General features: G+C 74.2%; 17 protein-coding genes and 3 pseudogenes. 14 read left to right on the top strand and 6 right to left on the bottom strand.

Annotation, left to right across the window (positions count from 1 at the left end; translation table 11 throughout):
- Window positions 1–91 precede the first annotated feature (91 nt).
- Window positions 92–829, top strand: a complete 738-nt coding sequence (locus O7612_RS21470) for a DUF2470 domain-containing protein (RefSeq protein ID WP_282266908.1) — start codon at window positions 92–94, stop codon at window positions 827–829.
- A gap of 74 nt (window positions 830–903) precedes the next feature.
- Here the strand turns inward: O7612_RS21470 and O7612_RS21465 are convergent, their stop codons facing one another.
- From O7612_RS21465 to O7612_RS21455, 3 genes are read right to left on the bottom strand one after another with little or no spacing between them, the layout of a single operon-like run.
- Window positions 904–1509 (bottom strand): TetR family transcriptional regulator, encoded by a 606-nt coding sequence (locus O7612_RS21465; RefSeq protein WP_282266907.1) that lies wholly within the window; start codon window positions 1507–1509, stop codon window positions 904–906.
- Between the two features lie 5 nt (window positions 1510–1514).
- Window positions 1515–2270: an ABC transporter permease gene (locus tag O7612_RS21460; protein ID WP_282266906.1), complete on the bottom strand. Its 756-nt coding sequence runs from the start codon at window positions 2268–2270 to the stop codon at window positions 1515–1517.
- A complete protein-coding gene (locus O7612_RS21455) occupies window positions 2267–3007 on the bottom strand; it encodes an ABC transporter ATP-binding protein (protein ID WP_282266905.1) in 741 nt (246 codons plus the stop codon). The genes O7612_RS21460 and O7612_RS21455 overlap by 4 nt, the downstream gene beginning before the upstream one ends.
- Before the next feature lie 266 nt (window positions 3008–3273).
- On the opposite strand from O7612_RS21455, the pseudogene O7612_RS29485 reads away from it, so the two are divergent.
- The 4 genes and pseudogenes from O7612_RS29485 to O7612_RS21435 form a co-directional block, all read left to right on the top strand.
- Window positions 3274–3993 (top strand): annotated as a pseudogene (locus O7612_RS29485) (phosphoribosyl-AMP cyclohydrolase); the annotation flags it as partial.
- 210 nt (window positions 3994–4203) lie between these two features.
- Window positions 4204–4566: pseudogene (hisI, locus tag O7612_RS21445) on the top strand (phosphoribosyl-AMP cyclohydrolase); the annotation flags it as partial.
- Window positions 4563–6116: an anthranilate synthase component I gene (locus O7612_RS21440; protein ID WP_282266904.1), complete on the top strand. Its 1554-nt coding sequence runs from the start codon at window positions 4563–4565 to the stop codon at window positions 6114–6116. The pseudogene hisI and the gene O7612_RS21440, both read left to right, overlap by 4 nt.
- On the top strand, window positions 6113–6703 hold the full coding sequence (locus O7612_RS21435) for a Trp biosynthesis-associated membrane protein (protein WP_282266903.1): 591 nt from the start codon (window positions 6113–6115) through the stop codon (window positions 6701–6703). The genes O7612_RS21440 and O7612_RS21435 overlap by 4 nt, the downstream gene beginning before the upstream one ends.
- 205 nt (window positions 6704–6908) lie before the next feature.
- Here O7612_RS21435 and O7612_RS21430 read toward each other — a convergent pair.
- Window positions 6909–7121 (bottom strand): annotated as a pseudogene (locus O7612_RS21430) (hypothetical protein); the annotation flags it as partial.
- 477 nt (window positions 7122–7598) lie between these two features.
- Between O7612_RS21430 and trpC the strand changes: the two are divergent.
- The 5 genes from trpC (at window position 7599) to O7612_RS21405 (ending at window position 13110) form a co-directional block, all read left to right on the top strand.
- Window positions 7599–8402: an indole-3-glycerol phosphate synthase TrpC gene (gene trpC, locus O7612_RS21425; RefSeq protein WP_282273988.1), complete on the top strand. Its 804-nt coding sequence runs from the start codon at window positions 7599–7601 to the stop codon at window positions 8400–8402.
- A 111-nt stretch (window positions 8403–8513) separates the two neighbouring features.
- Entirely contained in the window at window positions 8514–9749 is a 1236-nt protein-coding gene (gene trpB, locus O7612_RS21420; protein WP_282266902.1) for a tryptophan synthase subunit beta, read from the top strand.
- A 4-nt stretch (window positions 9750–9753) separates the two neighbouring features.
- Window positions 9754–10563: a tryptophan synthase subunit alpha gene (gene trpA / locus O7612_RS21415; RefSeq protein WP_282266901.1), complete on the top strand. Its 810-nt coding sequence runs from the start codon at window positions 9754–9756 to the stop codon at window positions 10561–10563.
- Window positions 10564–10612: 49 nt separating this feature from the next.
- Window positions 10613–11908, top strand: coding sequence for a prolipoprotein diacylglyceryl transferase (gene lgt, locus O7612_RS21410; RefSeq protein ID WP_282266900.1), 1296 nt, complete (start codon window positions 10613–10615; stop codon window positions 11906–11908).
- 11 nt (window positions 11909–11919) lie between these two features.
- Window positions 11920–13110, top strand: coding sequence for an NAD(P)/FAD-dependent oxidoreductase (locus O7612_RS21405; protein WP_282266899.1), 1191 nt, complete (start codon window positions 11920–11922; stop codon window positions 13108–13110).
- A gap of 48 nt (window positions 13111–13158) precedes the next feature.
- On the opposite strand, the gene O7612_RS21400 is transcribed toward O7612_RS21405, so the two are convergent.
- Window positions 13159–14001: a GNAT family N-acetyltransferase gene (locus O7612_RS21400; protein WP_282266898.1), complete on the bottom strand. Its 843-nt coding sequence runs from the start codon at window positions 13999–14001 to the stop codon at window positions 13159–13161.
- 146 nt (window positions 14002–14147) lie between these two features.
- Here O7612_RS21400 and gltB point away from each other — a divergent pair, with 146 nt between their 5' ends.
- Window positions 14148–18803: a glutamate synthase large subunit gene (gene gltB, locus O7612_RS21395; protein WP_282266897.1), complete on the top strand. Its 4656-nt coding sequence runs from the start codon at window positions 14148–14150 to the stop codon at window positions 18801–18803.
- On the top strand, window positions 18796–20304 hold the full coding sequence (locus O7612_RS21390; protein WP_282266896.1) for a glutamate synthase subunit beta: 1509 nt from the start codon (window positions 18796–18798) through the stop codon (window positions 20302–20304). The genes gltB and O7612_RS21390 overlap by 8 nt, the downstream gene beginning before the upstream one ends.
- Window positions 20305–20960: 656 nt before the next feature.
- Here the strand turns inward: O7612_RS21390 and O7612_RS21385 are convergent.
- Window positions 20961–22499: a M1 family metallopeptidase gene (locus O7612_RS21385; RefSeq protein WP_282266895.1), complete on the bottom strand. Its 1539-nt coding sequence runs from the start codon at window positions 22497–22499 to the stop codon at window positions 20961–20963.
- 200 nt (window positions 22500–22699) lie between these two features.
- Here O7612_RS21385 and O7612_RS21380 point away from each other — a divergent pair, with 200 nt between their 5' ends.
- Together O7612_RS21380 and O7612_RS21375 are read left to right on the top strand one after the other, a co-directional pair.
- Entirely contained in the window at window positions 22700–23512 is an 813-nt protein-coding gene (locus tag O7612_RS21380) for an SGNH/GDSL hydrolase family protein (RefSeq protein ID WP_282266894.1), read from the top strand.
- Window positions 23513–23619: 107 nt separating this feature from the next.
- Window positions 23620–26301, top strand: coding sequence for a hypothetical protein (locus tag O7612_RS21375; protein WP_282266893.1), 2682 nt, complete (start codon window positions 23620–23622; stop codon window positions 26299–26301).
- Window positions 26302–26315 lie beyond the last annotated feature (14 nt).

Below are 26315 nucleotides of genomic sequence, written 5' to 3'. Positions count from 1 at the left end.
CACGGTCGAGGGGCGGGGAGTCGGTGGACGCGACAGTCCGGGTGCTCTACTCTGCGGGTTAGGTAAGGCTAACCTTTATCGGAGGTGCCCGGTGGCCCCGACCCCTGCTGAGCTGATCCGCACCCTGGTGGCCGGTCGGCTGCCCGGCCTGGTGCACCTCGCCCACCGCCCCGGTCCGTTCCACGTCCGGCACGCCACCGACCCGGAGGGGCGGGTGCTGCTGCTGGTCCCGGTCTTCAGCGACCTCGCCGCGGAACTGGACCCGGGCGCGGCCCGCGACGTCGCCGTGGTGCTCGACGTACTCGACCTGCCCCCGGCCGCCGGAGCGCCGTCGGTCGGCCGGGCCTGGGTGTCCGGCTGGGCGGTACCCCTGTGCGGCGAAGCTGCCCGTCGCGCCGCCGACGACTTCGCCGCGGTGGACCCGACCGGTGATCTGCTCGACGTCGGGCGTCGCTTCCGGCTGCACCGCTTCGAGGTGGCCGAGGCCCGTCTGGAGACCGCCGACGCGGTCCACCGGGTGGACCCCGGCGAGTACGCCGCCGCCGAGCCGGACCCGCTGCACGCCGACGAGGCCAGGGTGCTGGCCGACCTCGCCGACCGCCACGGCCCCCAGGTGGTCGCGTACCTGCGCCGTCAGCTCGACCTGGCCGGCGACGAACCCCGGGTGGTACGCCTCGACCGCTATGGCCTGATCGTGGCGTACGGCCGACCCGGCGACCGCCGTCGGGCCCGCCTGCCCTTCCCCCACCCGGTGACCGACCGCGCGGACCTCCCCCACCTCCTCCACCCCATCCTCAACGCCCCCACCCCCACCCATCGCCGCCCCTGACCTCACCCCCGGCCCGCGCCCGCTGCACCCCGCCGCCCCGCGGACAACCGGGGCGAGCGGGGTGCAGGAGCGGATCAGGGGGTGGAGGGTGGCAGCGGGGCGGTGAGGTAGCGGTGGATGGTGGGGCCGAGGGTGGCTACCAGGGCGTCGGGGGTGGCGGAGGCGACCGGTTCCAGGCGGATGACGTAGCGCATCATGGCCAGCCCGATCATCTGGGTGGCCACCAGCGCGCCGCGCATCGGCAGCTCCGCCGGGGGCAGGTCGAGATGGTCGAGCACCCGGCGCAGCACCTGGGTGACCAGGAACTCACGCATCAGCCGGGCGGTCCACTCGTTGTCGGCGGCCGAGCGCAGCAGGGCCACCGCCGCCGCTCCGGCCGGCGAGTCCCACACCCCGAGGAACGTGCGGACCAGCCGTTCCCCGGTCCCGTCCGGGTCGCCGACCAGGACGGCGGGCAGGAGCACGGCGGGGTCCACCGGGATGTCGACGGTGGCCCGGAACAGGTCCTCCTTGCTGCCGAAGTAGTGGTGCACCAGGGCCGGGTCGACCCCGGCGACGGTGGCGATCTGTCGGATCGAGGTCGCGTCGAAGCCGCGTTCGGCGAAGGCCGACCGGGCGGCGGTGAGGATCGCCTCGCGGGTGTCCGGGTTGCCGGGACGACGGCCGGTCCGTCGGGTCACCGGCCTCACCCGCTGCGCCGGCGCAGGGTGGCCGCCGCCAGCACCAGGGCCGCCAGGGCCGCGCCGGCCACGATCGTCATGTCCCGCCACATCAGGCCGGTGGGTTCGGCGTGCGCGCCGACCTCCTGGAGGGCCTCCACCGCGTACGACAGGGGCAGTGCGTCGCTGACCGCCTGGAGCCAGCCGGCCATCTGCCCCCGGGGGACGAACAGCCCGCACAGCAGCAGTTGCGGGGCGACCACCACCGGCATGAACTGCACCGCCTGGAACTCGGTCCGGGCGAACGCGCTGCACAGCAGCCCCAGCGCGACGGCCAGCACCGCGTTGACCGCGGCGATCCCGACGACCAGCCCGGCGGATCCGGCCGTGGTGAGCCCGAGCAGCTGGTACGCCGCGGCGGCGGCGACGGTCGACTGGACCACCCCGGCCAGCCCGAACGCGATGCCGTAGCCGAAGAGCAGGTCGAGTTTGCCCAGCGGGGTGGTGAGCAGTCGCTCCAGCGTCCCGCTGGTGCGTTCGCGGAGCATCGCGATGCTGGTCACCAGGAACATGATGATGAACGGGAAGAAGCCCAGCATCACCAGGGCGACCCGGTCGAAGGGGGCCGGCCGGCCGGGTGGGGCGGGCTGGTCGGCGTACATGTAGTAGACCAGGGTGAGCAGCACCGTCGGCACCACCACCAGCAGTGCCACCGTGCGCCGGTCGTGCCGGAGCTGGCGCAGGATGCGTGCGGTGGTGGCGGCCAGGATCGTCGGGTTCACGCCGCCTCCCGGGTGGTCGAGGGGTCGGTCCCGGTGGCCCGGATCAGGCGCAGGAACGCCTCTTCCAGGTCGTCCACCCCGGTCGCGGCGCGTACCGCGTCCGGGGTGTCGTCGGCGATCAGCCGGCCGTGGCGGATCAGCAGCAGCCGGTCGCAGCGGGCCGCCTCGTCCATCACGTGGCTGGACACCAGCAGGGTGGTCCCGGTGGCGGCGAGGGCGTGGAACCGGGCCCACAGGTCGGCCCGCAGCACCGGGTCCTGGCCCACCGTGGGTTCGTCCAGGACGATCAGTTCCGGTTCGCCGACCAGCGCGCAGGCCAGTGAGGCGCGGCTGCGTTGCCCGCCGGAGAGGGTGCCGACCAGTTGGCCGGCGGCGGCGGCCAGGCCGACGTCGGCGACCGCCCGGTCCGCGTCGGTGGCGGCGCGTCCCTGGAGGGCGGCGAAGTACCGGGCGTTCTCCCGGACGGTCAGGTCGGCGTAGACGCTGGGGGCCTGGGTGAGGTACCCGACCCGGTGGCGCAGGTCGACCGCGCCGGCCGGGTGGCCCAGCACGGTGACCGTGCCCGAGCTGATGGTCTGCACCCCGACCACGGCGCGCATCAGGGTGGTCTTGCCGCTGCCGCTGGGGCCGAGCAGTCCGGTGACCGCGCCCCGCGGCACCGTGCAGTCGATGCCGTCCAGCACCCGTCGCCGGCCCCGGTCGACGACCAGGTCGCGGACGGCGATGGCGTCGTCCATCGCGCCTCCTCAGTAATTCATCGGTTGTTGAACTCAACGGTAGATGAATTACTCGCCGTTCCGCAACGCCCTGTCACCGACCGGTCCCGGCGGCCGGTGTGCCGGTGGGCGGGCTGCCGGCAGGACCCGACACGCCGGTGCCATGGTCGGCGTCGGACCGCCGGATCGGGCGCTAGCCTTCGGACCAGGGCATCAGCCTTCGGATAGGGCGCTAGCCTCCGGACCGGACAGGTGGTCCGCCTTCGGGCATTGCGCACCGATCGGGCGTGCGGCACGATGGCGCGGTGGATCACGCTCCGTTGCCGGAGGCCGCCTTCCTGGCCGACTGGACCGACCGGCTGCGCGCGTCCGCCGACCGTCCCGTGGTCGGAATCCTGCTGCGCGGCAGCCACGCCCGGGGCGCCGCCACCGCGTACAGCGACGTCGATCTCGACGTCCTGGTTACCGCGGCCGCCGCACCCACCCCGCCGTACGACGCCCGGCGGGCCTACCTGGCCGAGGTCGACGGGCGGATCGTGCACGTCTCGGTGGCCGCCTGGGACGTGCGCACCTGGGTCGACCGGCTCGGCGAGCCGGCCGAGTGGGCGTTCGGGCTACCGGTGACGACCCCCGCCCGGCTGCTCTGGGCCGACCCGACCTGGCGGCCCCGGATCGACCTGCCGGTCCTCTGCCAGCCCGCCGACCAGCCCCGCCTGGAGGAGTTCGTCGCCACCCTCGGCAAGGTGGCGGGGGCCTGCGCCGCCGCCGACCCGCTCGGCGTCCGGCTGGCCGCCGCCGACCTGGCCCGGCTCTGCCCGAGCGTCCTGCGGCTGGCCAACCCGGGGGTGCGGGTGGCGTCCCGGCGGGTCGCCTTCGCCGCCGCCCTGGACCTGCCGGTCGCCCCGCCCGGCTACCGCGACGACATGCTGCTCTGCCTGGGGGTACGCCCCGGCGGCGTCGGCGAGGTCGCCGCCGCCGCGACCCGGCTGGTGGCCGGGGTGCTCCCGCTGGTCCGCCCGTACGCCGACCGGATCGCCGAGACGACCGGCCCGGACCTGGCCCTGGCCCTGTCCGACGGCCGGCTGGAGCGGTACGTCGCCCAGCTGTCCCGGGCGGTCGGGGACGGGGCGCAGGTGCCCGCGCCGCGTGCGGGACAATCGGTAACTGTGCCCGTACCTGACTCCGCTCCCAGCGCCGGTGGACCCGCCGGCGCGGTCCGCCCGTCCCGTCTCGACCCGGCCATCGCCGCCCGGCTGCGTCGCACCCCGGACGGCCTGGTCGCCGCGGTCGTGCGCCAGCACGACACCGGCGAGGTGCTGATGGTCGCCTGGATGGACGACGAGGCGCTGCACCGTACCCTCACCACCGGGCGGGCCACCTACTGGTCGCGCAGCCGCCGGGAGTACTGGGTCAAGGGCGCCACCTCCGGCCACCACCAGTACGTCCGCTCGGTGGCGCTGGACTGCGACGGCGACGCGGTGCTGGTCGGCGTGGACCAGGTCGGCGCGGCCTGCCACACCGGCGAGCGCACCTGCTTCTTCACCGAACTCCCGGTCACCACCCAGGGGGCGATCTCATGACCGACGGTGCGCTCAGCCCGGACCTGCCGACGTTCGTCGAGGCGGCGGCCCGGTGGCGGGTGGTGCCGGTGACCCGTCGACTGCTGGCCGACGCGGAGACCCCGGTCGGGGTCTACCGCAAGCTGGCCGGCGGGCCGGGCACCTTCCTGCTGGAGTCCGCCGAGCAGGGGGTCGGCTCGGCCGGGATGGCCTGGTCGCGGTACTCCTTCATCGGGGTGCGCAGCAGCGCCACCCTGGTCGAGCGGGGCGGCGTGGCGAGCTGGACCGGCACCCCGCCGGCCGGCGTGCCGGTCACCGGGGATCCGGTGCACGTGCTGCGGGAGACCGTCACGGCGCTCGCCGGGGGGATGCCGGACCCGGCCGCCGGTCTGCCCCCGCTGACCGGCGGCATGGTGGGCTACCTGGGGTACGACCTGATCCGCCGGTTCGAACGGCTACCCGAGTTCACCGAGGACGATCTCGGGGTGCCGGAGCTGGGCATGATGCTCGCCACCGACCTGGTGGTGCTGGACCACTACGACGGTTCGGCGATCCTGGTCGCCAACGCGGTGCTGCCGCCGCCGGACGATCCGGACCGGGCGGACCGGGTCACCGCCGCGTACCACCACGCGGTCGGCCGGCTCGACGCGATGACCACCGCGTTGTCCCGACCGATTCCGCCCATGATCTCGACGGTGGACCGGCCGCCGGCCGGCGACGTGGTCAGCCGGACCGCCGAGGGCGACTACCCGAAGGCGGTCGAGGCGGCGAAGGAGGCGATCCGGGCCGGCGAGTGCTTCCAGATCGTGCTGGCCCAGCGGTTCGAGCGGGCCACCGACGCCGACCCGCTGGACGTCTACCGGGTGCTGCGGACCACCAACCCGAGCCCGTACATGTACCTGCTGCGGTTCGACGGGTTCGACATCGTCGGCTCGTCCCCGGAGGCGCACCTGAAGGTCAACGCCGACGCCGACGGGCGGCGTCGGGCGATGCTGCACCCGATCGCCGGCACCCGCCCGCGCGGGGCCACCCCGGCGGCCGACGCCCGGCTCGCCACCGAACTGCTGGCCGACCCGAAGGAACGGGCCGAGCACGTGATGCTGGTCGACCTGGGCCGCAACGACCTGGGCCGGGTGTGCCGGCCGGGCACCGTCCAGGTGCCGGAGTTCGCCACCATCGAGCGGTACAGCCACGTCATGCACATCGTCTCCACGGTGGTGGGCGTCCTGCGCGACGACCGGACCGCCTTCGACGCGCTGGCCGCCACCTTTCCGGCCGGCACCCTGTCCGGGGCGCCGAAGGTCCGGGCCATGGAGATCATCGAGGAGCTGGAACCGGTCCGGCGGGGCCTCTACGGCGGCACCGTGGGCTACTTCGGGTTCGGCGGCGACCTCGACATGGCGATCGCGATCCGTACCGCGCTGATCCGTGACGGCCGGGCGTACGTGCAGGCCGGGGCGGGGGTGGTGGCCGATTCCGATCCGGCCGCCGAGGACCAGGAGACCCGGAACAAGGCCGCCGCCGTGCTGGCCGCCATCGCCGCCGCCGAAACCCTGCGACCCGCCCGGTGAGCGGCACCGGGACCGCCGCGACGACGGCCGCCGGCAGCACTCCGGGCGGGCGGCGCGAGCTGACGTACGCGGTGCTGCTCTGCCTGGCGGGGGCGGGCCTGGCCTGCTGGGCGGCGACCCGGACCTGGGCGGTGGAGGTGCTCGCCCGGGGTGCGCTGCCGGCGGCCCGGCAGGAGCGTTCCGGGGCGGAGCTGCTGCCCTGGCTCCCCGCGTTGGGGCTGGTCGCCCTGGCGGGCGGCGGTGCGGTGCTGGCCACCCGGGGGCGGGTCCGGCGGTCGCTGGGTGGGCTGGTCGCGTTGCTCGGCCTGGCGGTGGCGGCCGGTGCCGGTTACGGGCTGACCGCCGATCTCGGCGTCGAGGTGCACCGCCGGTGGCCGGCGCTCTGCCTGCTCGGCGGGTTGGTGGCGGCCGGCGGTGGGCTGCTCACCGCGCGGCGCGGCGGGCACTGGCCGGCGATGGGGGCCCGCTACGAGCGGCCGGCGCGTACCGGTGGGCCGGCGCGGCCCGACGGGCGGCCGATCGCCGACCGGGGCACCCGCGAGGCGTGGGACGCGCTCGACCGGGGTGAGGACCCGACGGTCAGCTGACCGGCTGCGGGGTGCGGGTCGCCGACCGCTGTCCGGCGGTGGACCGGTCCCCGGTCGAGCGCCGGGTAGCGGCCGGTTCGACCCGGGTCGTGGCCCGGCTGGCGGTCGACCCGGCCGGGGTGGTGGCCCGGGTGGCGGCCAGTTCGACCCGGGTCGTGGCCCGGGTGACGGTCGACCCGGCCGGGGTCGTGCCCCGGCCGGCGGCCAGTTCCGCGACCAGGCGGTCCAGCTCGGCGCGCTGCCCCGCGCGGGCCCGGTCGGCGCAGACGGCCTCCCAGGCGTTACCCCGGGCGGTCCGAACCTGGCCCTCACCGGCCACGACGCGTTCGAGGGTGTGCACCACCTCGACGGCCAGCGAGGCGACCGTCCGGGAGATGGTGGTGAGTCCGATGCCGGCGTTCGGCCCCGCAGTGCTCATAGGTCACCCCGCACGATGAGATCCGGTGGTGGGCAGGCGCATCGTCGAGTCTGCCCGACACCGATGCTGCGGGGTTCACGTTTCGCCCGGGTGACGGCGGGGTCAACGGTCCCCACCTGCACCGGACGGGCATTATTGACCTTGGTCACAGCGGGTCGGCGACCGGTCCGAGCTGCGCGGTGGAGCGGATCGTGATCTCATAGCGTATGGGCATCGATCGATGGTCCGACGCACCCCGGACGACAGATGTCGATGACACCGTCCGACGGGCACGGTGGCGCTGCGTGACATTCCGTTCACCGGAGGTCGGGCATCATGCCACAGCCCATCTCGTGAGGAGCGCCATACCCCCGGCACATGTCGCCAGGTGGCGCCCCCTAGCATCGGCCCATGACACCCGGAGAGGGGAGTCCGTTGGTGACTGCTGATCATGCGCACGCAGAGGGGGACGGGGCCGGTTCGGCGGCGTCCGGAAGCGTGCTCGACGAGATCCTGGCCGGCGTGCGCGAGGACGTGGCACGGCGGCAGGAGCAGATTCCGCTGGAGCGGATCCGTGAGCTGGCCGCCGCCGCGCCGCCACCGCTGGACGCGTACGCGGCCCTGCGCAAGCCCGGCGTGGCCGTGATCGCCGAGGTGAAGCGTTCCTCGCCGAGCCGGGGCCGACTGGCCGAGATCGCCGACCCGGCCGAGCTGGCGGGGGAGTACGCCTCCGGCGGCGCCCGGGTGATCAGCGTGCTGACCGAGGGGCGGTGGTTCGGCGGCTCGCTCGACGACCTGGCCGCGGTCCGTGCCGCCGTCACGGTGCCGGTCCTGCGCAAGGACTTCGTGGTCTCCAGCTACCAGGTGCACGAGGCCCGGGCGCACGGGGCCGACCTGGTGCTGCTGATCGTCGCCGCGCTGGAGCAGAACGCCCTGGTCGGGCTCCTGGAGCGGATCGAGTCGCTCGGCATGTGCGCGCTGGTCGAGGTGCACACCGAGGAGGAGGCCGACCGGGCGCTGGAGGCCGGCGCGCAGGTGATCGGGGTCAACGCCCGCAACCTGCGTACCCTGGAGGTCGACCGGTCCGTGTTCGAGCGGATCGCCCCCGGCCTGCCCAGCAGCGTCGTCAAGATCGCCGAGTCCGGCGTGCGGGGTCCGCACGACCTGATCCGGTACGCCTCGGCCGGCGCCGACGCCGTCCTGGTGGGCGAGGGGCTGGTCACCCAGAAGAGCCCCCGCGAGGCGGTCGCCGAGCTGGTCAACGCCGGGAACCACCCGGCCACGCCCCGCCCGACCCGCTGACCCGACGGGCAGATCCGCGCAGCGAGAGGACATCGCGATGAGCGAGCGCGAGCGATTCGTCACCGGCGACGCGACGGCGCGTCGGCACGCGACGGGCCGGGGAGCGGCGGCATGAGCGCCGACGTGTCGGCCCCGGCCGGTCAGTTCCCCGACTCCGCCGGCCACTTCGGCCGGTTCGGTGGCCGGTTCGTCCCCGAGGCGCTGGTCGCGGCGCTCGACGAGCTGGACGCGGCGTACCGCAAGGCGATGACCGACGAGGAGTTCCGCGCCGAGTTCGACGCCCTGCTGCGCGACTACGCCGGCACCCCCTCGCTGCTCTACTCCGCCGAGCGGTTCTCCGCCAAGGTCGGCGCCCGGGTGCTGCTCAAGCGGGAGGACCTCAACCACACCGGCGCGCACAAGGTGCGCAACGTGCTGGGTCAGGCGCTGCTCACCCGACGGATGGGCAAGCGGCGGGTGATCGCCGAGACCGGTGCCGGCCAGCACGGGGTGGCCACCGCCACCGCCGCCGCCCTGTTCGACCTCGACTGCGTGGTCTACATGGGCGAGGTGGACACCGAGCGGCAGGCGCTCAACGTGGCCCGGATGCGGATGCTCGGGGCCACCGTCGTCCCGGTGACCACCGGCTCGCGCACCCTCAAGGACGCGATGAACGAGGCGATGCGGGACTGGGTCGCCAACGTCGACGACACCCACTACCTGATCGGCACCGCCGCCGGCCCGCACCCGTTCCCGGAGCTGGTCCGGGACTTCGTGCGCGGCATCGGCGACGAGGCCCGTCGGCAGTGCCTCGACCTGACCGGCGGGCTGCCGGACGCGGTCCTCGCCTGCGTCGGCGGCGGCTCCAACGCGCTGGGCATCTTCCACGCCTTCGTCCCCGACACCGACGTGCGGCTGTACGGCTTCGAGGCCGGCGGCGAGGGCGTGGACACCGGCCGGCACGCGGCGAGCATCACCGGCGGCCGGTCGGGGGTGCTGCACGGCACCCGCACGTACGTGCTGCAGAACGCCGACGGCCAGACCATCGAGTCGCACTCGATCTCCGCCGGCCTGGACTACCCCGGCGTCGGCCCGGAGCACGCCTGGCTGCACGACAGCGGCCGGGCCCGCTACCTGCCGGTCACCGACGCCGAGGCGATGGCCGCGTTCGAGCTGCTCTGCCGCACCGAGGGGATCATCCCGGCGATCGAGAGCGCGCACGCGCTGGCCGGCGTGGTGCAGGTCGCCCCGCAGCTCGCCGCCGAGCTGGGCCGGGAACCGGTCCTGGTGGTCAACCTCTCCGGCCGGGGCGACAAGGACGTGCACACCGCCGGTGAGTACTTCGGCATCCTCGACAAGGAGCAGTGAGACCGTGAGCCGGATCGGGGTGGCCTTCGACAAGGCCCGTGCCGACGGGCGGGCCGTCCTGGTCGGCTGCATGCCGGCCGGGTTCCCCACCGTCGAGGGCAGCATCGCCGCGATGACCGCGATGGTCGAGGCCGGGGTGGACGTCATCGAGGTGGAGATCCCGTACTCCGACCCGGTGATGGACGGGCCGGTGATCCAGAAGGCCAGCGACATCGCCCTGGCCGGTGGGGTCCGCACCGCCGACACGGTGCGCATCGTCGAGGCGGTCGCGGCCACCGGGGCACCGGTGGTCACCATGACCTACTGGAACCCGATCGAGCAGTACGGGGTGGACGCGTTCGCCCGGGACCTGGCCGCGGCCGGGGGCACCGGCCTGATCACCCCGGACCTGATCCCCGAGGAAGCCGACGAGTGGCTGGCCGCCTCGGACGCGTACGGGCTGGACCGGACGTTCCTGGTCTCCCCGTCGTCGACCGACGCCCGGCTGCGGATGACCGTCGAGCACTGCCGGGGCTTCGTCTACGCCACCGCCATCATGGGGGTCACCGGTGCCCGGTCGCAGACCTCGGACGCCGCGCCGGTGCTGGTCTCCCGGCTGCGGGAGGTCACCGAGCTGCCCGTCGGGGTGGGGCTCGGCGTCGGCACCGGCGCGCAGGCGGCCACCGTCGCCGGGTACGCCGACGGGGTGATCGTGGGCAGCGCGCTGATCCGCCGGCTGCTGGACGCGCCGGATCTCGACGCCGGGCTGACCGCCCTGCGTACCCTCTCCGCCGAACTCGCCGAGGGCGTCCGGGCGGTCGGGCCGGTGGCCTGACCGGACCGGGGTGCCACGGCGGGGCGCCGCAGCGGTAGCCTGTGCACCCGTGACCCTCGTCTCGATGACGCCCCTGGCGGCGCTGCCCAGCCCGACGACCGCCGTCTGGCAGCTCGGGCCGGTCCCGCTGCGGGCGTACGCCCTCTGCATCGTCGCCGGCATCGTGGTCGCCTGTCTGGTGACCGAGTACCGGCTGCGTCGGCGCGGCGTGGCCCCCGGCGCGGTGCTCGACATCGCGGTGTGGGCGGTGCCGACCGGCATCATCGGGGCCCGGATCTATCACGTGATCACCTCGCCCGAGAAGTACTTCGGCACCGGTGGCGACCCGTGGAAGGCGTTCGCCATCTGGGAGGGCGGTCTCGGCATCTGGGGGGCGGTCGCCGGGGGCGCGGTCGGCGCGTGGATCGCCGCCCGGCAGCTCGGCATCCCGCTCACGGTGGTGGCCGACGCGCTGGCCCCGGGTCTGCCGCTGGCCCAGGCGGTCGGCCGGCTCGGCAACTGGTTCAACAACGAGCTGTACGGCGGTCGGACCGGCCTGCCGTGGGGTCTGGAGATCCACCGGATGGACCCGGACAATCCCGGGCACGCGCTGCGCGACGACGCCAACCAGCCCATCCTGGAACCCGGCCTCTACCATCCGACGTTCGCCTACGAGGCGCTGTGGAACCTCGGCGTCGCCGGTCTGGTGTTCGCCGTGGACCGCCGGTTCCGGCTGGGCCGCGGTCGGGCCTTCGCGCTCTACGTGATGGGCTACACCGCCGGCCGGTTCTGGATCGAGCTGATGCGCACCGACGACGCGAACCGCATCCTCGGCGTACGGCTCAACGTGTGGACCGCCGGGCTGGTCTTCGTCGGCGCGTTGATCTACTTCCTGCGGGTACGGGGGCCGCGCCAGTTCCTGATCCCGATCGAGGCTCCCGCCCCGGCCGTCGCGGCGACCGGCGCCGACGTCTCCCAGGTCGACCTGTCCCGCACCGGGAAGGAATCCCCGGCGGCGGTCGCCCCGGTGGGGTACCAGGTGGTCGACGAGGAACAGTTCACCACGTACCGGGAGACCGGGATGCGGCCCGACGAACCCGGCGCGGACGACGTGCCGGCGACCGGCGACGCAGCCGCGGAGCCGACCCCGGACGACGCGGCCGGGACCTCGGCGACCACCGACCGGCCCGCCGACACCGCCGACCCGTCCGCCGCGACGACCGACCGGTCCGCCGTGACCGAGGACGGCCCCGCCGCCGCCGGCGACGACCCTGCCGCGACCGGTGACCGTTCCAGCGCCGGCGGCGGCAGCGCCCGTCCCAGCGCCGGCGGCACGGGCGACCGGTCCACCGACCGGGACAGCTGAGCGGGCGCGGCGTGCGCAGCGCGGTGGTGGTCGGGGCCGGGCTCGGCGGTCTGGCGGTGGCCGGTGCGCTGGCCCGCTCGGGCTGGCAGGTCACCGTGCTGGAACGCGCCGACCGGGTGCGTCCGGAGCCCACCGCCGTGGTGCTCTGGCCCAACGGGGTACGCGCGTTGCAGGTGCTCGGCCTCGGGGCCGGTCTGGACGCCATCGCCACCCCGCTGCCCGACGGGGGCATCCGTCGCCCCGACGGCCACTGGCTGGTGCAGCCCCGGCCCACCCCGGCCGACCGGATGCCGGTGGTCGTACACCGGGAGGACCTGCACGACGCCCTGATCGCCGGCCTCGGTGAGCGGGTCGAGCTGCGGACCGGGGTCGGTGTCGACAGCGTCCGGGCGGACGCCGGGGAACGGCCCGGGGTGGGGTACAACGGGCGGTTCGTCGCGGCGGACCTGGTGGTCGCCGCCGACGGCACCGACAGCCTGCTGCGTCGTCAGTTGGCCCCGGAGGCCGCCGTGGTCAGCTCCGGCTGTGCCGCCTGGCGGGCGGTGATCCCCTGGTACCGGGCGACCCTGCCGGACGACCGACCGGTCGGCGGTGAGGTGCTGGGCGCCGGCTACCGGTTCGTGGCCGCGTCGCTGGGCGAACGGGGTTCCTCCGGAGCCTCGCGTCGGGGCGGGATCTACTGGGTCGCCACCGCCGCCGGTGCCCCCCGGCCGGAGCCGCCCCGGACCCAGCTCGCCCTGCTCAAGCGCTGGTTCGCCGGCTGGCCCGCGCCGATCGGCGAGCTGTTGGCGGCGACCGAGCCCGACGACCTGGTCCAGCAGGAGATCCGCGAGCTGCGTCCGCTGCCCCGGTCGTACGGCTTTCCGGCCGGGCCGGGCGGGGTGGTGCTGCTCGGCGACGCCGCCCACGCCATGCCACCGCACCTGGGTCAGGGTGCCTGCCTGGCCTTCGAGGACGCGGCCACCCTGGCGTCGCTGTTGCGCGAGTCCCGACTTCCCGACGCCGTGCAGGCGTACGACCGGTTGCGTCGTCCGCGCGCGGCCACCGTGGTCCGGCAGACCCGCCGGATGTCGGCGGTGCTCCAGACCCGGGGCCGGCTGGCCCTGCGTGCCCGGGACGCTGCCCTCGGCACCCTCAGCCCCCGCCTGCTCTCCGGCGCCGCCACCACCGCCGCCGCCTGGCGTCCCCCACCCTCCTCCTGACTCCCCGGTTCCCCGCCTTCCCCGTCCCGGCGGGCGGTGGGGGAGTGGTCACAGCAGGGCGGCGGGTTCGGCTATGCAGGCGGTGCCGATGCGGCGGAAGCCGACGCGGAGGTAGACCCGGGCGATCTCCTCGCTGCCGGCGGAGAGGAACACCAGGTCGGTGCCGGCGTCGCGGAGGGCGTGGGCGAGGGTGGCGGTGACCGCCGAGGCGAGCCCCCGGTGGCGGGCGGCGGGCAGGGTGGCCACCCCGGCGATCTCGGCGACGTCGTCGACCCGCATGGCCATGCCGCTGGCCAGCGCGCCGTCGGCGGGGGTGCCGGCGACGACCGACAGCCGCCGGCCGTCGGCGATCCGGAGCCGCTCCTCGTCCAGCGCGGCCACGTCGAGTTCGGTCATGGCGGCGTCGCGCTGCTCGGGGCCGGCGTCGCCGCGGGCGGTGCCGGCGGCGGAGAACCCGACCGCGGCGACCGCCCGGCGGGCCGCCACGTCGAGCGCGAAGTCGGGTGCGTCCGGGTCGAGCACCCGCACGGGTACGTCGGTGAGCGTCGCCGGGTCGGGCAGGGCGGCCGGATCGAGCACCATCAGCGGTGCCTCCAGGACGCTCAGCCCGGCGGCACGGGCGGTGGCGAGCAGGTCCGGGGTGGTGTCGTGCACCCACTCGAACGCCTCCGGCAGGCCCAGTTCCCGTTGCCGTTCGCGGACGGCGTGCACGTCGGCCAGCGAGGGTGCCGTGGTGGTGTCGAGGCGCGGCCGGGCGTAGAACGGCCAACCCTCGCCATCTCGGACAAAGAGCACCAGGCCGCCGTGTTCCTCGGGGTGGGCGGCGTCCCGGGGCACCGCGTCGTAGAAGCGTTCCAACCGGTCGAACAGATCGCGGTGTGCAGGATCCACCGCGCGAGACTACACGTCCCAGAGTCTGGACGGTGTGATCAATCCGCACTGGCCCCGCCCGGGCCGCCCTAACGTAGACTCAACAGACTGCCAAGGGCCGACGTCGTCCCGACCATGAAACAACCTGAGTGACGACAGGAGACCCGGTGGCCCTCCCGTACCCGCACACCCCGCAGCCGGTCCCGTCCGCGACCGGTCTGTACGACCCGGCGCACGAGCATGACGCGTGCGGGGTGGCCTTCGTGGCCGACCTGTACGGACGGCGTTCCCATGCGGTGGTGGCGAACGGCCTCGGCGCGCTCTGCCGGCTCGACCACCGCGGCGCCCGGGGCGCCGAGCAGAACACCGGCGACGGCGCAGGAATCATGATCCAGGTTCCGGACGCGTTCCTGCGCGCGGTGGTGGACTTCCCGCTGCCGCCCGCCGGCCAGTACGCCACCGGCCTGGTGTTCCTCCCCGACGACGACGGCGGCGAGGCCCGCGCCCGTCAGGTGGTGGAGAAGTACGCCCTCGTCGAGGGGGCCGAGGTGCTCGGCTGGCGCGACGTGCCGACCGACCCGAGCGGGCTGGGCGAGACCGCGCTGGCGGCGATGCCCCGGATCCGGCAGCTCTTCCTGGCCGCGCACCGGCTCACCGACACCCCGGCCGGCCCGGCCGGCTCCCCGCTGTCCGGCATCGACCTGGACCGGGTGGCGTTCTGCGTGCGCAAGCAGGCCGAGCGGGAGACCGCCGAGCGGGGGGTGACCGCCTACTTCCCGTCGCTGTCGGCGCGGACGATGACCTGGAAGGGCATGCTCACCCCCGACCAGCTGCCGGAGTACTTCCCGGAGCTGACCGACGAGCGGGTCGACAGCGCGATCGCGCTGGTGCACTCCCGGTTCTCCACCAACACCTTCCCGTCCTGGCCGCTGGCCCACCCCTACCGGTTCATCGCGCACAACGGCGAGATCAACACGATCCGTGGCAACCGGAACTGGATGCAGGCCCGCGAGGCGCTGCTGCGCAGCCCGCACCTGCCCGGCAACATCCGGCGGGTGTTCCCGGTCTGCACCCCGGCCGCCTCCGACTCGGCCAACTTCGACGAGGTGCTGGAGCTGCTGCACCTGGCCGGTCGGAGCCTGCCGCACGCGGTGCTGATGATGATCCCGGAGGCCTGGGAGAACGACCCGGCGATGCGCCCGGACAAGCGTGCGTTCTACCGGTTCCACGCCAGCCTGATGGAGCCGTGGGACGGGCCGGCGTCGGTCGCCTTCACCGACGGCGAGATCGTCGGCGCGGTGCTGGACCGTAACGGCCTGCGGCCGGGGCGCTGGTGGCGTACCGCCGACGGGCTGGTGGTGCTGGGCAGCGAGGCGGGCGTGCTCGACCTCGACCCGGCCACGGTGGTCGCCAAGGGCCGCCTCCAGCCGGGCCGGATGTTCCTGGTCGACACGGTCAACGGCCGGATCGTCTCGGACGACGAGATCAAGACCGAGCTGGCCGCCGCCCAGCCGTACGACGAGTGGCTGCACGCCGGCCTGATCGAGCTGGACGACCTGCCGCCCCGCGAGCACGTGGTCTACACCCACGACTCGGTGCGCCGCCGGCAGCAGACCTTCGGCTACACCGAGGAGGAGCTGAAGATCCTGCTCGCCCCGATGGCCCGTACCGGGGCGGAGCCGCTCGGCTCGATGGGCACCGACACCCCGATCGCGCCGCTGTCGACCCGGCCCCGGCTGCTCTACGACTACTTCCACCAGCTCTTCGCCCAGGTCACCAACCCGCCGCTGGACGCCATCCGGGAGGAGCTGGTGACCAGCCTGGCGTCGACCATCGGCCCGGAGGGCAACCTGCTGGACCCGGGCGCGGCGAGCTGCCGGCAGATCGTGCTGCCCTACCCGGTGATCGACAACGACGAGCTGGCGAAGCTGCTCGACGTCGACGAGGACGGCGACCTGCCCGGCTTCAAGGCGGTCCGGGTCTCCGGGCTCTACCGGATCCGTGACGGCGGGGCCGGCATCAAGGCCCGGCTGACCGAGATCTGCCGGCACGTGTCCGAGGCGATCGAGGACGGCGTGCGCATCCTGGTGCTGTCCGACCGGGACTCCAACGCCGACCTGGCGCCGATCCCGTCGCTGCTGCTCACCGCGGCGGTGCACCAGCACCTGGTGCGGGAGCAGACCCGGACCCAGGTGGCGCTGATCGTGGAGTCCGGTGACTGCCGCGAGGTGCACCACGCGGCGGTGCTCATCGGGTACGGCGCGGCGGCGGTCAACCCCTACCTGGCCTTCGAGTCGGTGGAGGACATGATCGCCACCGGTGGGTTGACCGGGGTGGCGCCGGGTAAGGCGGTCCGCAACTACGTCAAGGCGCTCGGCAAGGGCGTCCTGAAGATCATGTCCAAGATGGGCATCTCGACGGTGTCGTCGTACTGCGGGGCGCAGGTCTTCGAGGCCGTCGGCCTGGACACCCGGCTGGTCGACCGCTACTTCCGGGGTACCCCGAGCACCATCGGCGGGATCGGGCTGGCCGAGATCCACGCCGAGGTCGCCGCCCGGCACGGGCAGGCCTGGCCGACCCCCGGTACCCCCGGTTCCGCCCGCCTGGAGGTGGGCGGCGAGTACCAGTGGCGGCGCGAGGGTGAGCTGCACCTGTTCAACCCGGAGACGGTCTTCCTGCTCCAGCACGCCACCCGCAGCCGCCAGTACGACGTGTTCCGCCAGTACACCGCCAAGGTCGACGAGCTGGCCGCCCGGGCCGGTTCGCTGCGCGGGCTGTTCACCCTGCGGACCGGGATGCGCCCGGCGGTGCCGATCGAGGAGGTCGAGCCGGCCACCGAGATCGTCAAGCGGTTCGCCACCGGGGCGATGTCGTACGGGTCGATCTCGGCCGAGGCGCACGAGACGCTGGCCGTCGCGATGAACCGGCTCGGCGGCAAGTCCAACACCGGCGAGGGCGGCGAGGACGTCGACCGGCTGCACGACCCGGCCCGCCGCTCGGCGGTCAAGCAGATCGCCAGCGGGCGGTTCGGGGTGACCAGCGAGTACCTGGTCAACGCCGACGATCTCCAGATCAAGATGGCGCAGGGCGCGAAGCCCGGCGAGGGCGGGCAGCTACCCGGTAACAAGGTCTGGCCGTGGATCGCCCGGACCCGGCACGCCACCCCGGGCGTCGGCCTGATCTCCCCGCCGCCGCACCACGACATCTACTCCATCGAGGACCTCGCCCAGCTCGTGCACGACCTCAAGTGCGTCAACCCGGCCGCCCGGGTGCACGTCAAGCTGGTCAGCGAGGTCGGCGTGGGCACGGTCGCGGCCGGGGTCGCCAAGCTCAAGGCCGACGTCATCCTGATCTCCGGGCACGACGGGGGCACCGGCGCGTCCCCGCTCAACTCGCTCAAGCACGCCGGCACCCCGTGGGAGCTGGGCCTGGCCGAGGCGCAGCAGACGCTGCTGCTCAACAAGCTGCGCGACCGGGTCACCGTGCAGGTCGACGGCCAGCTCAAGACCGGCCGGGACGTGGTGGTGGCGATGCTGCTCGGCGCGGAGGAGTTCGGCTTCGCGACCGCCCCGCTGATCGTCGAGGGCTGCGTGATGATGCGGGTCTGCCACCTCGACACCTGCCCGGTCGGCATCGCCACCCAGAACCCGGTGCTGCGGGAACGCTTCACCGGGCGACCGGAGTTCGTGGAGAACTTCTTCCTCTTCCTCGCCGAGGAGGTCCGGGGCTACCTGGCCGAGCTGGGCTTCCGCAGCATCGAAGAGGCGATCGGGCAGACCGAGGTGCTCGACGTGGCACCGGCGATCGACCACTGGAAGGGCCACGGCCTCGACCTGGCCCGGGTGCTGCACACCCCGGAGCTGCCCGAGGGCGCGGCCCGGCGCGGGGTCCGCGCCCAGGACCACGGCCTGGCGCAGGCGCTGGACAACGAGCTGATCGCGCTGGCCCAGCCGGCGCTGCGCGACGGCAGCCCGGTCCGGGTGGAGGTGGCGGTGCGCAACGAGCACCGCAGTGTCGGCGCGATGCTCGGCGGCGAGGTGACCCGCCGGCACGGCGGCGCCGGCCTGCCCGACGACACTGTGGAGTTCGTGCTGCGGGGCACCGCCGGGCAGTCGTTCGGCGCGTTCCTGCCGCGCGGGGTGACCCTGCGGCTGCACGGCGATGCCAACGACTACGTCGGCAAGGGGCTCTCCGGCGGCCGGATCGTGGTCCGCCCGGACGCCGCCGCGCCGTTCGTCGACCCCGAGGCCGCCACCGGGCAGCGCGCCGAGGACCAGATCATTGCCGGCAACACCATCCTGTACGGGGCCACCGGCGGTGAGCTGTTCCTGCGGGGCCGGGTGGGGGAGCGTTTCGCGGTCCGCAACTCGGGCGCGGTGGCCGTCGTCGAGGGTGTCGGTGACCACGGCTGCGAGTACATGACCGGTGGCACGGTGGTGGTGCTCGGCGAGACCGGCCGCAACTTCGCCGCCGGCATGTCCGGCGGTACGGCGTACGTGCACCGGTTGGACACCGGCCGGGTCAACGCGGAGCTGGTCGACCTGACCCCGCTGCGTGACGCCGAGCGGGAGCTGCTGCACGACCTGGTGCAGCGGCACGTCGCGGAGACCGACTCGGCGGTCGGCGCGGAGCTGCTCAAGCGCTGGCCGGAGGCGGTCGGTGAGTTCACGGCCGTGGTCCCCAGGGACTACCGCCGGGTGATGGAGATCATGAAGGCCGCCGAAGCCGCCGGCCGCGACGTCGACGACGCGGTGATGTCTGCGCTGACCGCGTCGGTGCCGCCCGCCACGCGGGTGGTCGCCCAGGAGGTGGCTCGTGCCTGACCCGAACGGTTTCCTGCGCTATGACCGGCGGCTGCCGGCCCGTCGTCCGGTGGCGGTGCGGATCAGCGACTGGCGTGAGGTCTACCCGCCCGCCGGCGAGGAGCTGATCCGCGAGCAGGCCACCCGCTGTATGGACTGCGGCATCCCGTTCTGCCACGATGGCTGCCCGCTGGGCAACCGCATCCCGGACTGGAACGACCTGGTCCGCACGGGGACCTGGGACGCCGCGGTGGAGTCGCTGCACGCCACCAACAACTTCCCCGAGTTCACCGGCCGGCTCTGCCCGGCACCCTGTGAGGCGGCCTGCGTGCTGGGCCTGGGTGGTCAGCAGCCGGTCACCATCAAGCAGGTCGAGGTGGAGATCGCCGACGCGGCGGTGGCCCGTGGCGGGCTGAACCCCCGTCCGGTGCCGGCTCCGACCGGCCGGTCCGTGGCCGTGGTCGGCTCCGGTCCCGCCGGGCTCGCCGCCGCCCAGCAGCTCGCCCGCGCCGGTCACGCCGTCACGGTCTACGAGCGCGACGACGCGATCGGTGGCCTGCTCCGGTACGGCATTCCCGACTTCAAGCTGGAGAAGCAGCACATCGACCGGCGGTTGGCGCAGCTCGCCGCCGAGGGTGTGCAGTTCCGCACCGGGGTGAACATCGGCGTCGACGTGACCGCCGAGGAACTCCGGTCCCGGCACGACGCGGTGCTGCTGGCCTGCGGGGCGCTCCAGGGGCGGGACACCCCGGAGACGCCCGGTCGGCAGTTGCGCGGCGTCCACCAGGCGATGACCCACCTGGTCGCCGCCAACCGGGTGGTGGCCGCGGCCGGGGACGGCCGGCCGGCGCAGGCGGTGCTGCCGGACGGTACGCCGATCGACGCGGCCGGCAGGCACGTGGTGATCATCGGTGGTGGCGACACCGCCGCCGACTGCCTGGGCGTGGCCCACCGGCAGGGTGCGGCCGGGGTGCACCAGCTCGACCTCTATCCGGAGCCGCCGCACGGCCGGGACGCGGAGCGGGATCCGTGGCCGACCTGGCCGTGGGTGCTGCGCAACTACCCGGCGCACGAGGAGGGCGGTGAGCGGGTCTTCGCGGTGGCGGTGCAGGAGTTCGTGGATGACGGCACCGGCCAGGTCAAGGGCGTCCGAATCGCCGAGGTGACGGTGGAACGGCGGGACGGCCGGCGGATCGTCACCGCGCTGCCCGGCTCCGAGCGGGAACTCCCGGCCGACCTGGTGCTGCTGGCCATCGGCTTCGAGGGCACCGAGGAGCAGCCGCTGCTGGCCCAGTTCGGGGTGACCCGCAACGCGCGGGGTGCGGTCGACGCCCGCCCGGACTGGCAGACCGACGCCGACGGCGTCTTCGTCGCCGGGGACATGCACCGGGGTGCGTCGCTGATCGTCTGGGCGATCGCCGAGGGCCGGGCCGCTGCCGCCGCGATCCACTCCTACCTGGGCGGGGTCGGCTCGCTGCCCGCCCCGGTCGATCCGGCCCGGCAACCGCTCGCCGCCCGCTGACCACCGCCCGCTGACCCCTGACTGCTCCGGCCGGCGTGCTGGTGCGTCGGACCCGCTGGTCTGTCGGGCTTCGCCGGTCCATCGGCTCACCGGTCTGTCGGACCCGCCGGTCTGTCGGACCCGCCGGTCTGTCGGACCCGCTGGTTTGTCGGGCCGGCCCGCTGGTGCATTGTCTCGGGCAGTTCCGTCGGTGGCCGTCGGCCGACCTGGTCTCCAGGTCGGCCGACGGTCCGCCCCTGCGGCTCCGCCACCGTTCGCCTGTGCGCCCGGTCGGCTCGCAGCCGCTTCCGCTGGCACGACCGGTCCGGACTCCTGGTGTCCCGGGGTGTCGGGCCAGCCCCACGGGAGCACGTGACTCCAGGAGAGGATATGCCCGGCAGGCATTTTCATGACCGTCAGGCATATTGCTCTCCGGAACCATCGGTCCGGCCATGCTCGACGCCGCTCCGCTCGACGCCGACCAGGGTCGGCCTGAACCTGGCCCCGTCCTGACCTCGATATCAGTCTGTCCCGGGCCGAAGCCGTCCCGGGCCGAAGCCGTCCCGGGCCGAAGCCGTCCCGGGCCGAAGCCGTCGCGTGGGTCGGAGGTGACGGTTCCGGGCCGGCTCGGGCTGCCCGCCCCGGTGCCGGGGGCAGGCAGCCCGAGCCGGGGTCGGTCAGCGCGCCATCAGCTGGTGCGCCGACCGGATCTGTGACCACGACTTCGGCTGCGCCGGGGCGGTCGCGGTGCGGGTGGCGTTGGCCGGGGTGGGGCGGCCGGGGGTGAACAGCCAGGCGGTGAAGACCGGGTCCAGGTCGACGCCGGAGATCTGCTCGGCGAGTGCCTGGAAGTCGGCGATGCTGCCGTTGCCGTACCGGTGCGCGGCGGTCCAGGCGGGCAGGATCCGGAAGAACGCGTCGTCGCCGACAGCCAGCCGGATCTGGTGTACGGCCATCGCGCCCCGGTCGTACACCGCGTCGTCGAAGACCGCGCCGGCGCCCGGGTTGCCCGGCGGGACCTGCCAGAACCTGTCGTCGGCCGGGTAGCTGGTGTAGGTGAAGTCGAACAGCTCCTGCGCGCTGCCCTCACCCTGCGCCTCCGACCAGAGCCATTCGGCGTACGAGGCGAAGCCCTCGTTCAACCAGATGTTGCTCCAGTTGGTCACCGAGACCGAGTCGCCGAACCACTGGTGGGCGTTCTCGTGCACCACCACGTACGGGTTGCTGCCGCGTCGCCAGAAGCCGGGGCCGTACACCGGGCGGGTCTGCGTCTCCAGCGCGAAGCTGATGCCGTCGACCGGCCCGGCCACACCCCCCAACGCCTCGAACGGGTACGGCCCGAAGATGCCGCTGGCCCAGTCGACGATCTCGGCGGTCCGCTCGATGCTGGCCCGGGCGGCCGGAGCCCGGTCGCCCAGCGTGGTGCTGTAGGCGTTGGTCACCGGCAGTCCACTGGGGGCGGTGTCGGTGACGATGTCGTACTGGCCGATCGCCAGGAACGCCTGGTAGGTGGCCCCGGGCCTGGTGCTGCGCCAGCCCCACCGCATCCGGTTGCCGGCCTCGGCCAGCGGGGGCCGGGGCTGGACGCCGTTGCTGATCACCTCGACGCCGTTGGGCACCGACACCGAGATGTCCCAGGTGGCCTTGTCCAGCGGGTGGTCGTTGGACGGGAACCACCACCAGGCCGCCTCGGGCTCGTTGACGGCGAGCGCGCCGTCGGCGGTGCGGGTCCAGCCGGAGTAGCCGTCGACCAGGGTCTCCGACGGTACGCCGGAGTAGGTGACCACGATGGTCAGCGCCTGGCCGGTGGTGATGCCGCGCGGCGCGGTGACCGCCAGTTCGTGGACGCCCTCCCGGGCGAACTGGGCGGTCCATCCGTTGACCCGCACCGACTCGACGTCGAGCAGGAAGTCGAGGTTGAAGCGGGAAAGGTCCTGGGTGGCGGTGGCCAGGATGGTGGTGGTGCCGCTGAGCCGGTCGCTGGCCGGTTCGTAGCGGAGCCGGACGTCGTAGTGATCGACGTCGTAGCCGCCGTTGCCGTAGTCGGGGAAGTAGGGGTCGCCGAGCCCGGGGCTGCCGGGCTTCGGCGCGGCCGAGACCGCGACCGACCGGCTCTTGCCCGGTCGGGCGTCGGCCTGGCCGGGGGTGCCGGTCACCAGGGTGCCGGCGGTGGTGACGGTCAGGGCGGCGATGGCCGCCGTGAAAACACGTCGCACGAGGTGGACTCCCTCCATCGGGGTGTTCGCACCGACAACCTAATCGACGCCGGTGGAACCATGCGCGCCGGACGCGTGGGGATCGGCTGTTCTCTTTATGTCGATGTTTCGCTAGCATTACCGACTAGTAACAACGCCTCACCCCCTTGGCCACGCGCGCGGTCCGGAGGCTCCCCCGCTCCTGCCCCTGGAGGATCGTCATGCCCCACCGCGCCCTACCCCGCCGCGCCCTGGCCCGTGCCGTCACCGCGCTGGCCGCCCTGTTCGCCACCGCCGTCGGTGTCGTACTCGTCCCCACCGCCGCCCAGGCCGCCACCGTCCACTACGTGGCGCTCGGCGACTCGTACTCCTCCGGCGTCGGCGCCGGCCCGTACGACCTGTCCACCTGCCTGCGCAGCCAGAAGTCGTACGCCCCGCTGTGGGCCGCCGCCAACGCGGTCACCAGCTTCGCCTTCCCCGCCTGCGGCGGCGCGGTCACCGCCGACGTGATCGACAAGCAGGTCGGCTCGCTGAGTGCCACCACCACCCTGGTCACCATCACCATCGGCGGCAACGACGCCGGCTTCGCCGACGTGATCACCAGTTGCCGGTTCGGCAGCACGGCGAACTGCACCGCGGCGGTCGACAAGGCCAAGAGCTTCGCCACCGCGACGCTGCCCGGCCGGCTCGACGCCACCTACGCCGCGATCCGTGACCGGGCCCCGAACGCCCGGCTGGTGGTGCTCGGCTACCCCCGGCTCTTCGAGACCGGCTCCTGCGGTGTGCTGGCGATGAGCAGCTACAAGCGGACCATCCTCAACGAGGCCGCCGACGTGCTCGCCACGGTCACCGCCGCGCGGGCCGGGGCGGCCGGGGCCACCTTCGCCGACGCCCGCCCGTTCTTCACCGGGCACGGCGTCTGCGCCGCCGCCCCGTGGATCCGCGACGTCAGCGGCGTCATCGAGGCGTACCACCCGAACGCCGACGGCTACCGGTACGGCTACCTGCCCACGTTGGACGCCGCGCTGCGCTGACCGGTGCGGTCGGGGTCACCGGCGGCACCGCACCGGGCACGGTCTGTTGCCGACATCGTCGACAATGGGAGCCCTCTGGTTTCCCCGACGACGGCGGAGGTGCCCGTATGCGCGAACCGGTGACCCCGCCGCTGCCCCGGCCGGCCGCCACGAACGACCCCCCGGTCGGCGGCGCGGAGCTGCTCGCCCTGCTCACCCGGCTGCTGCGCCGGCCGCGCCGGGAGGACCGCCGGCTGCCGGTGCTCTGGCTGGTCCGGGCGGCCACCGGCGGCGACCCGGGTCTCCTGCTGCGTCGGTTCGTCGGGCGGGGCGCGGGTCGCCAGGTGCCGCACGCCGTGCTGGACCTGGCCGCCCGCCCCGACCTCGCCGACGTCCCGGCCCTGCTGCGGGAGCTGCACCGGCAGTTGTCCCTGGAGGCGTTCGGGGCGGCCCGGCTGCGGTTCCGGCACTATCCGCTGGCCGACTGGCTGATGCAGCAGACCCTCGACGTGGGCGTGGACGGCGCCGGCACCGGGCGGGCCAACCTGGTCCGTCGGCTGCGCGACCGGCGTGGTCGGCGTCCCGTGGAGGAGCCGCAGGTCAGTGGGGAGTCGGGGGTCGGCACCGCGCTCCAGGTGCTGCTCTGGCTGCTGCGCCGCGCGGTGCCGAGCGTGGTGTTCCGGATCGCCGTCTCCGGCCGGGTGCCGGCCGTCGGGGGCCGGTACCGCTGGTTCATGCGCCAGCAGTACCTGGCCCCCCGCCAGTCGGTGACCTTCCTCGGGTTCGCCGAACGCCTCACCGCCGGGTGGCGCGACGGCGAGCAACCGGCCCAGGTGGACAAGCTGCTGCTGCACGCCTTCCTGGAGGATCTGCGGCAGGCGTACCGGCGACGGGTCTGGCGACCCGGGGACTGGCGGCGTACCGCGTACCCGGTGCTGCTGCTCGACGGGGTGACCGTGGACGGCGTCGGACACACCCTGGTCCGGCTGCTCAACGACGTCCGCAACGAGACCGGGCGCAACGATCCGCTGCTGGTCGTGGCGCTCGCCGCCGAACCGCCACCGGAAACGCCCGGCACCCGCCCGCTGCGGGAGGCGGACAAGGCGTGCGACGAGTGGGCCGAGGCGGTGTCCGAGACCCGCCGGTTGCGGCGGCCCGCCGCCTGGCTGGTGGTGCTGCGACCGGACGCCGACGACGACACCCCCCCGCCCACTGCGGTCCCGCCCGCGCTGGTCGCCCCCGACCCGCCGTGGTGGTCACGCCGGTTCCTGCCGGCGGCGGTGGCGCTGGTCCTGCTGGCCGGGGTCGGCGTGTGGGCGGACAGCCGGTGGACGACCGACTGCCATCCGGCGCTGGCCGGTCAGGTGCGGGTGCGGTTGATCGCCGAGGAGTGCGTCGGCTACAGCGACCACGCGGCGCAGGTGTTCAACAGCGAACCCGGCCAGGAGCGGCTGCGGGCGGTGCAGCGGCGGATCTTCGCGCAGAACCGGGCCGCCGAGGAGGTGTGGCGGCGCAGCGACCACCGCCGCCCCTACCTCACCCTGGTCTACCTGGGCACCCTCACCGGCAACCGGACCCGGCCGGACGAGGAGTCGTACGTCTCCGAACGGGAGGAGCTGGAGGGCCTGGCCACCGCCCAGTACGCGCTGCTCAAGGAGTCGGCGGCGGCCGACGGCGCGGCCCTGCTGCACGTGGTGGTCGCCAACGGGGGCCGGCAGATGCGCCACGCCGGGCCGGCGGTGGCCATGCTGGAGGAGTTGGCCCACGACGATCCGACCGTGCTCGGGGTGGTGGGGCTGGTGGAGAGCCGGGCCAGCACCGCCTCGGCGTTACGGGAACTCAACCGGGTCGGGCTGCCGGTGCTCGCGCCCACCCTGTCGGCCGACCGGATGTCGCAGAACTCCAGCCTCTACCTCCAGGTGTCCGCGCCGAACGCCGATCAGGCCCGGATGATCGAGGTGTACGCCCGGCAGGTGCTGCGGGTGACCGAGGCGCACGTCTACTACACCACCGGCGAGCGCAGCTCCCTGACCGAGGATCTCTACGTCGGCACCCTGGTCGACGGGCTGCGCCAGCGGTTCGGCACCCGGCTGACCCGGCTCGACGAGTGGGATGTCGGGCGACGGTTGACCAGCGAGTGCGGCTACCAGGGTGTGCTGGTGTTCGCCGGCCGCTGGTCGGAGTTCGACGGCTTCCTGCGGGCGTTGAAGGAGTGCGGCGGCAACCCGCCACGGCACCTGGTCGGCGACGACTCGGTCAACCGGTACATGGCCAACCCGGGGTTGCGGGTCAACGCCCCGGGCAACCTGCCGGTGACGTACGTGTCGAAGGCGGCGCTGGCCACCTGTGCCGTGCTGCGGGCCGCGCAGGCCGCCGGGGACGACGCCCGGGGCAGCTTCCTGAACTGGGTCGGCTCGGCCGACCTGCTCGACCCGCCGCGCTGCCGCGACGGTGCCGGCGTACCGGTCGGCGAGCGGGTCAGCCTCGCCTACGACGCGGCGATGATGATGGTGCGGGCGGTGGAGAGCCTGGCCGCCCGGCTGCGGCACGCCGACACCAGCCGGCGCTGGGATCCGCACGCGGTCAACCCGGTCGGCGTGCACGCCGAGGTGCTGCGCCAGAACGCCGCCGCCGGCTACCCGGGGGTGGCCGGGGTGATCCGGTACGCCCCCGACTCGGGCGAGCCGGTCGCCAAGCGGCTGGCGCTGCTGCGGGTGGCCCGGGTGCCGGACGTCGATGCCGAACCGGTCGAGGTGTTCCACTGCGGTGCCGCCGACGGCGGGCCGGATCCGGGCTGCCGGCCGGTCTGACCGGCGGCGGGCCG

Origin of the sequence: Micromonospora sp. WMMD987 (assembly GCF_029581435.1) — a bacterium.
Classification (GTDB): domain Bacteria; phylum Actinomycetota; class Actinomycetes; order Mycobacteriales; family Micromonosporaceae; genus Micromonospora; species Micromonospora rifamycinica.
Note: the sequence above shows the minus strand (reverse complement) of the source record. Positions and strands in the feature narration are given on the sequence as shown.

Coding starts and splice junctions, on each gene's coding strand:
- O7612_RS21455 (WP_282266905.1), bottom strand. CDS start 3,007: ATGGACGACGCCATCGCCGTCCGCGACCTGGTCGTCGACCGGGGCCGG.
- O7612_RS21440 (WP_282266904.1), top strand. CDS start 4,563: ATGACCGACGGTGCGCTCAGCCCGGACCTGCCGACGTTCGTCGAGGCG.
- trpB (WP_282266902.1), top strand. CDS start 8,514: ATGAGCGCCGACGTGTCGGCCCCGGCCGGTCAGTTCCCCGACTCCGCC.
- O7612_RS21380 (WP_282266894.1), top strand. CDS start 22,700: ATGCCCCACCGCGCCCTACCCCGCCGCGCCCTGGCCCGTGCCGTCACC.
- O7612_RS21375 (WP_282266893.1), top strand. CDS start 23,620: ATGCGCGAACCGGTGACCCCGCCGCTGCCCCGGCCGGCCGCCACGAAC.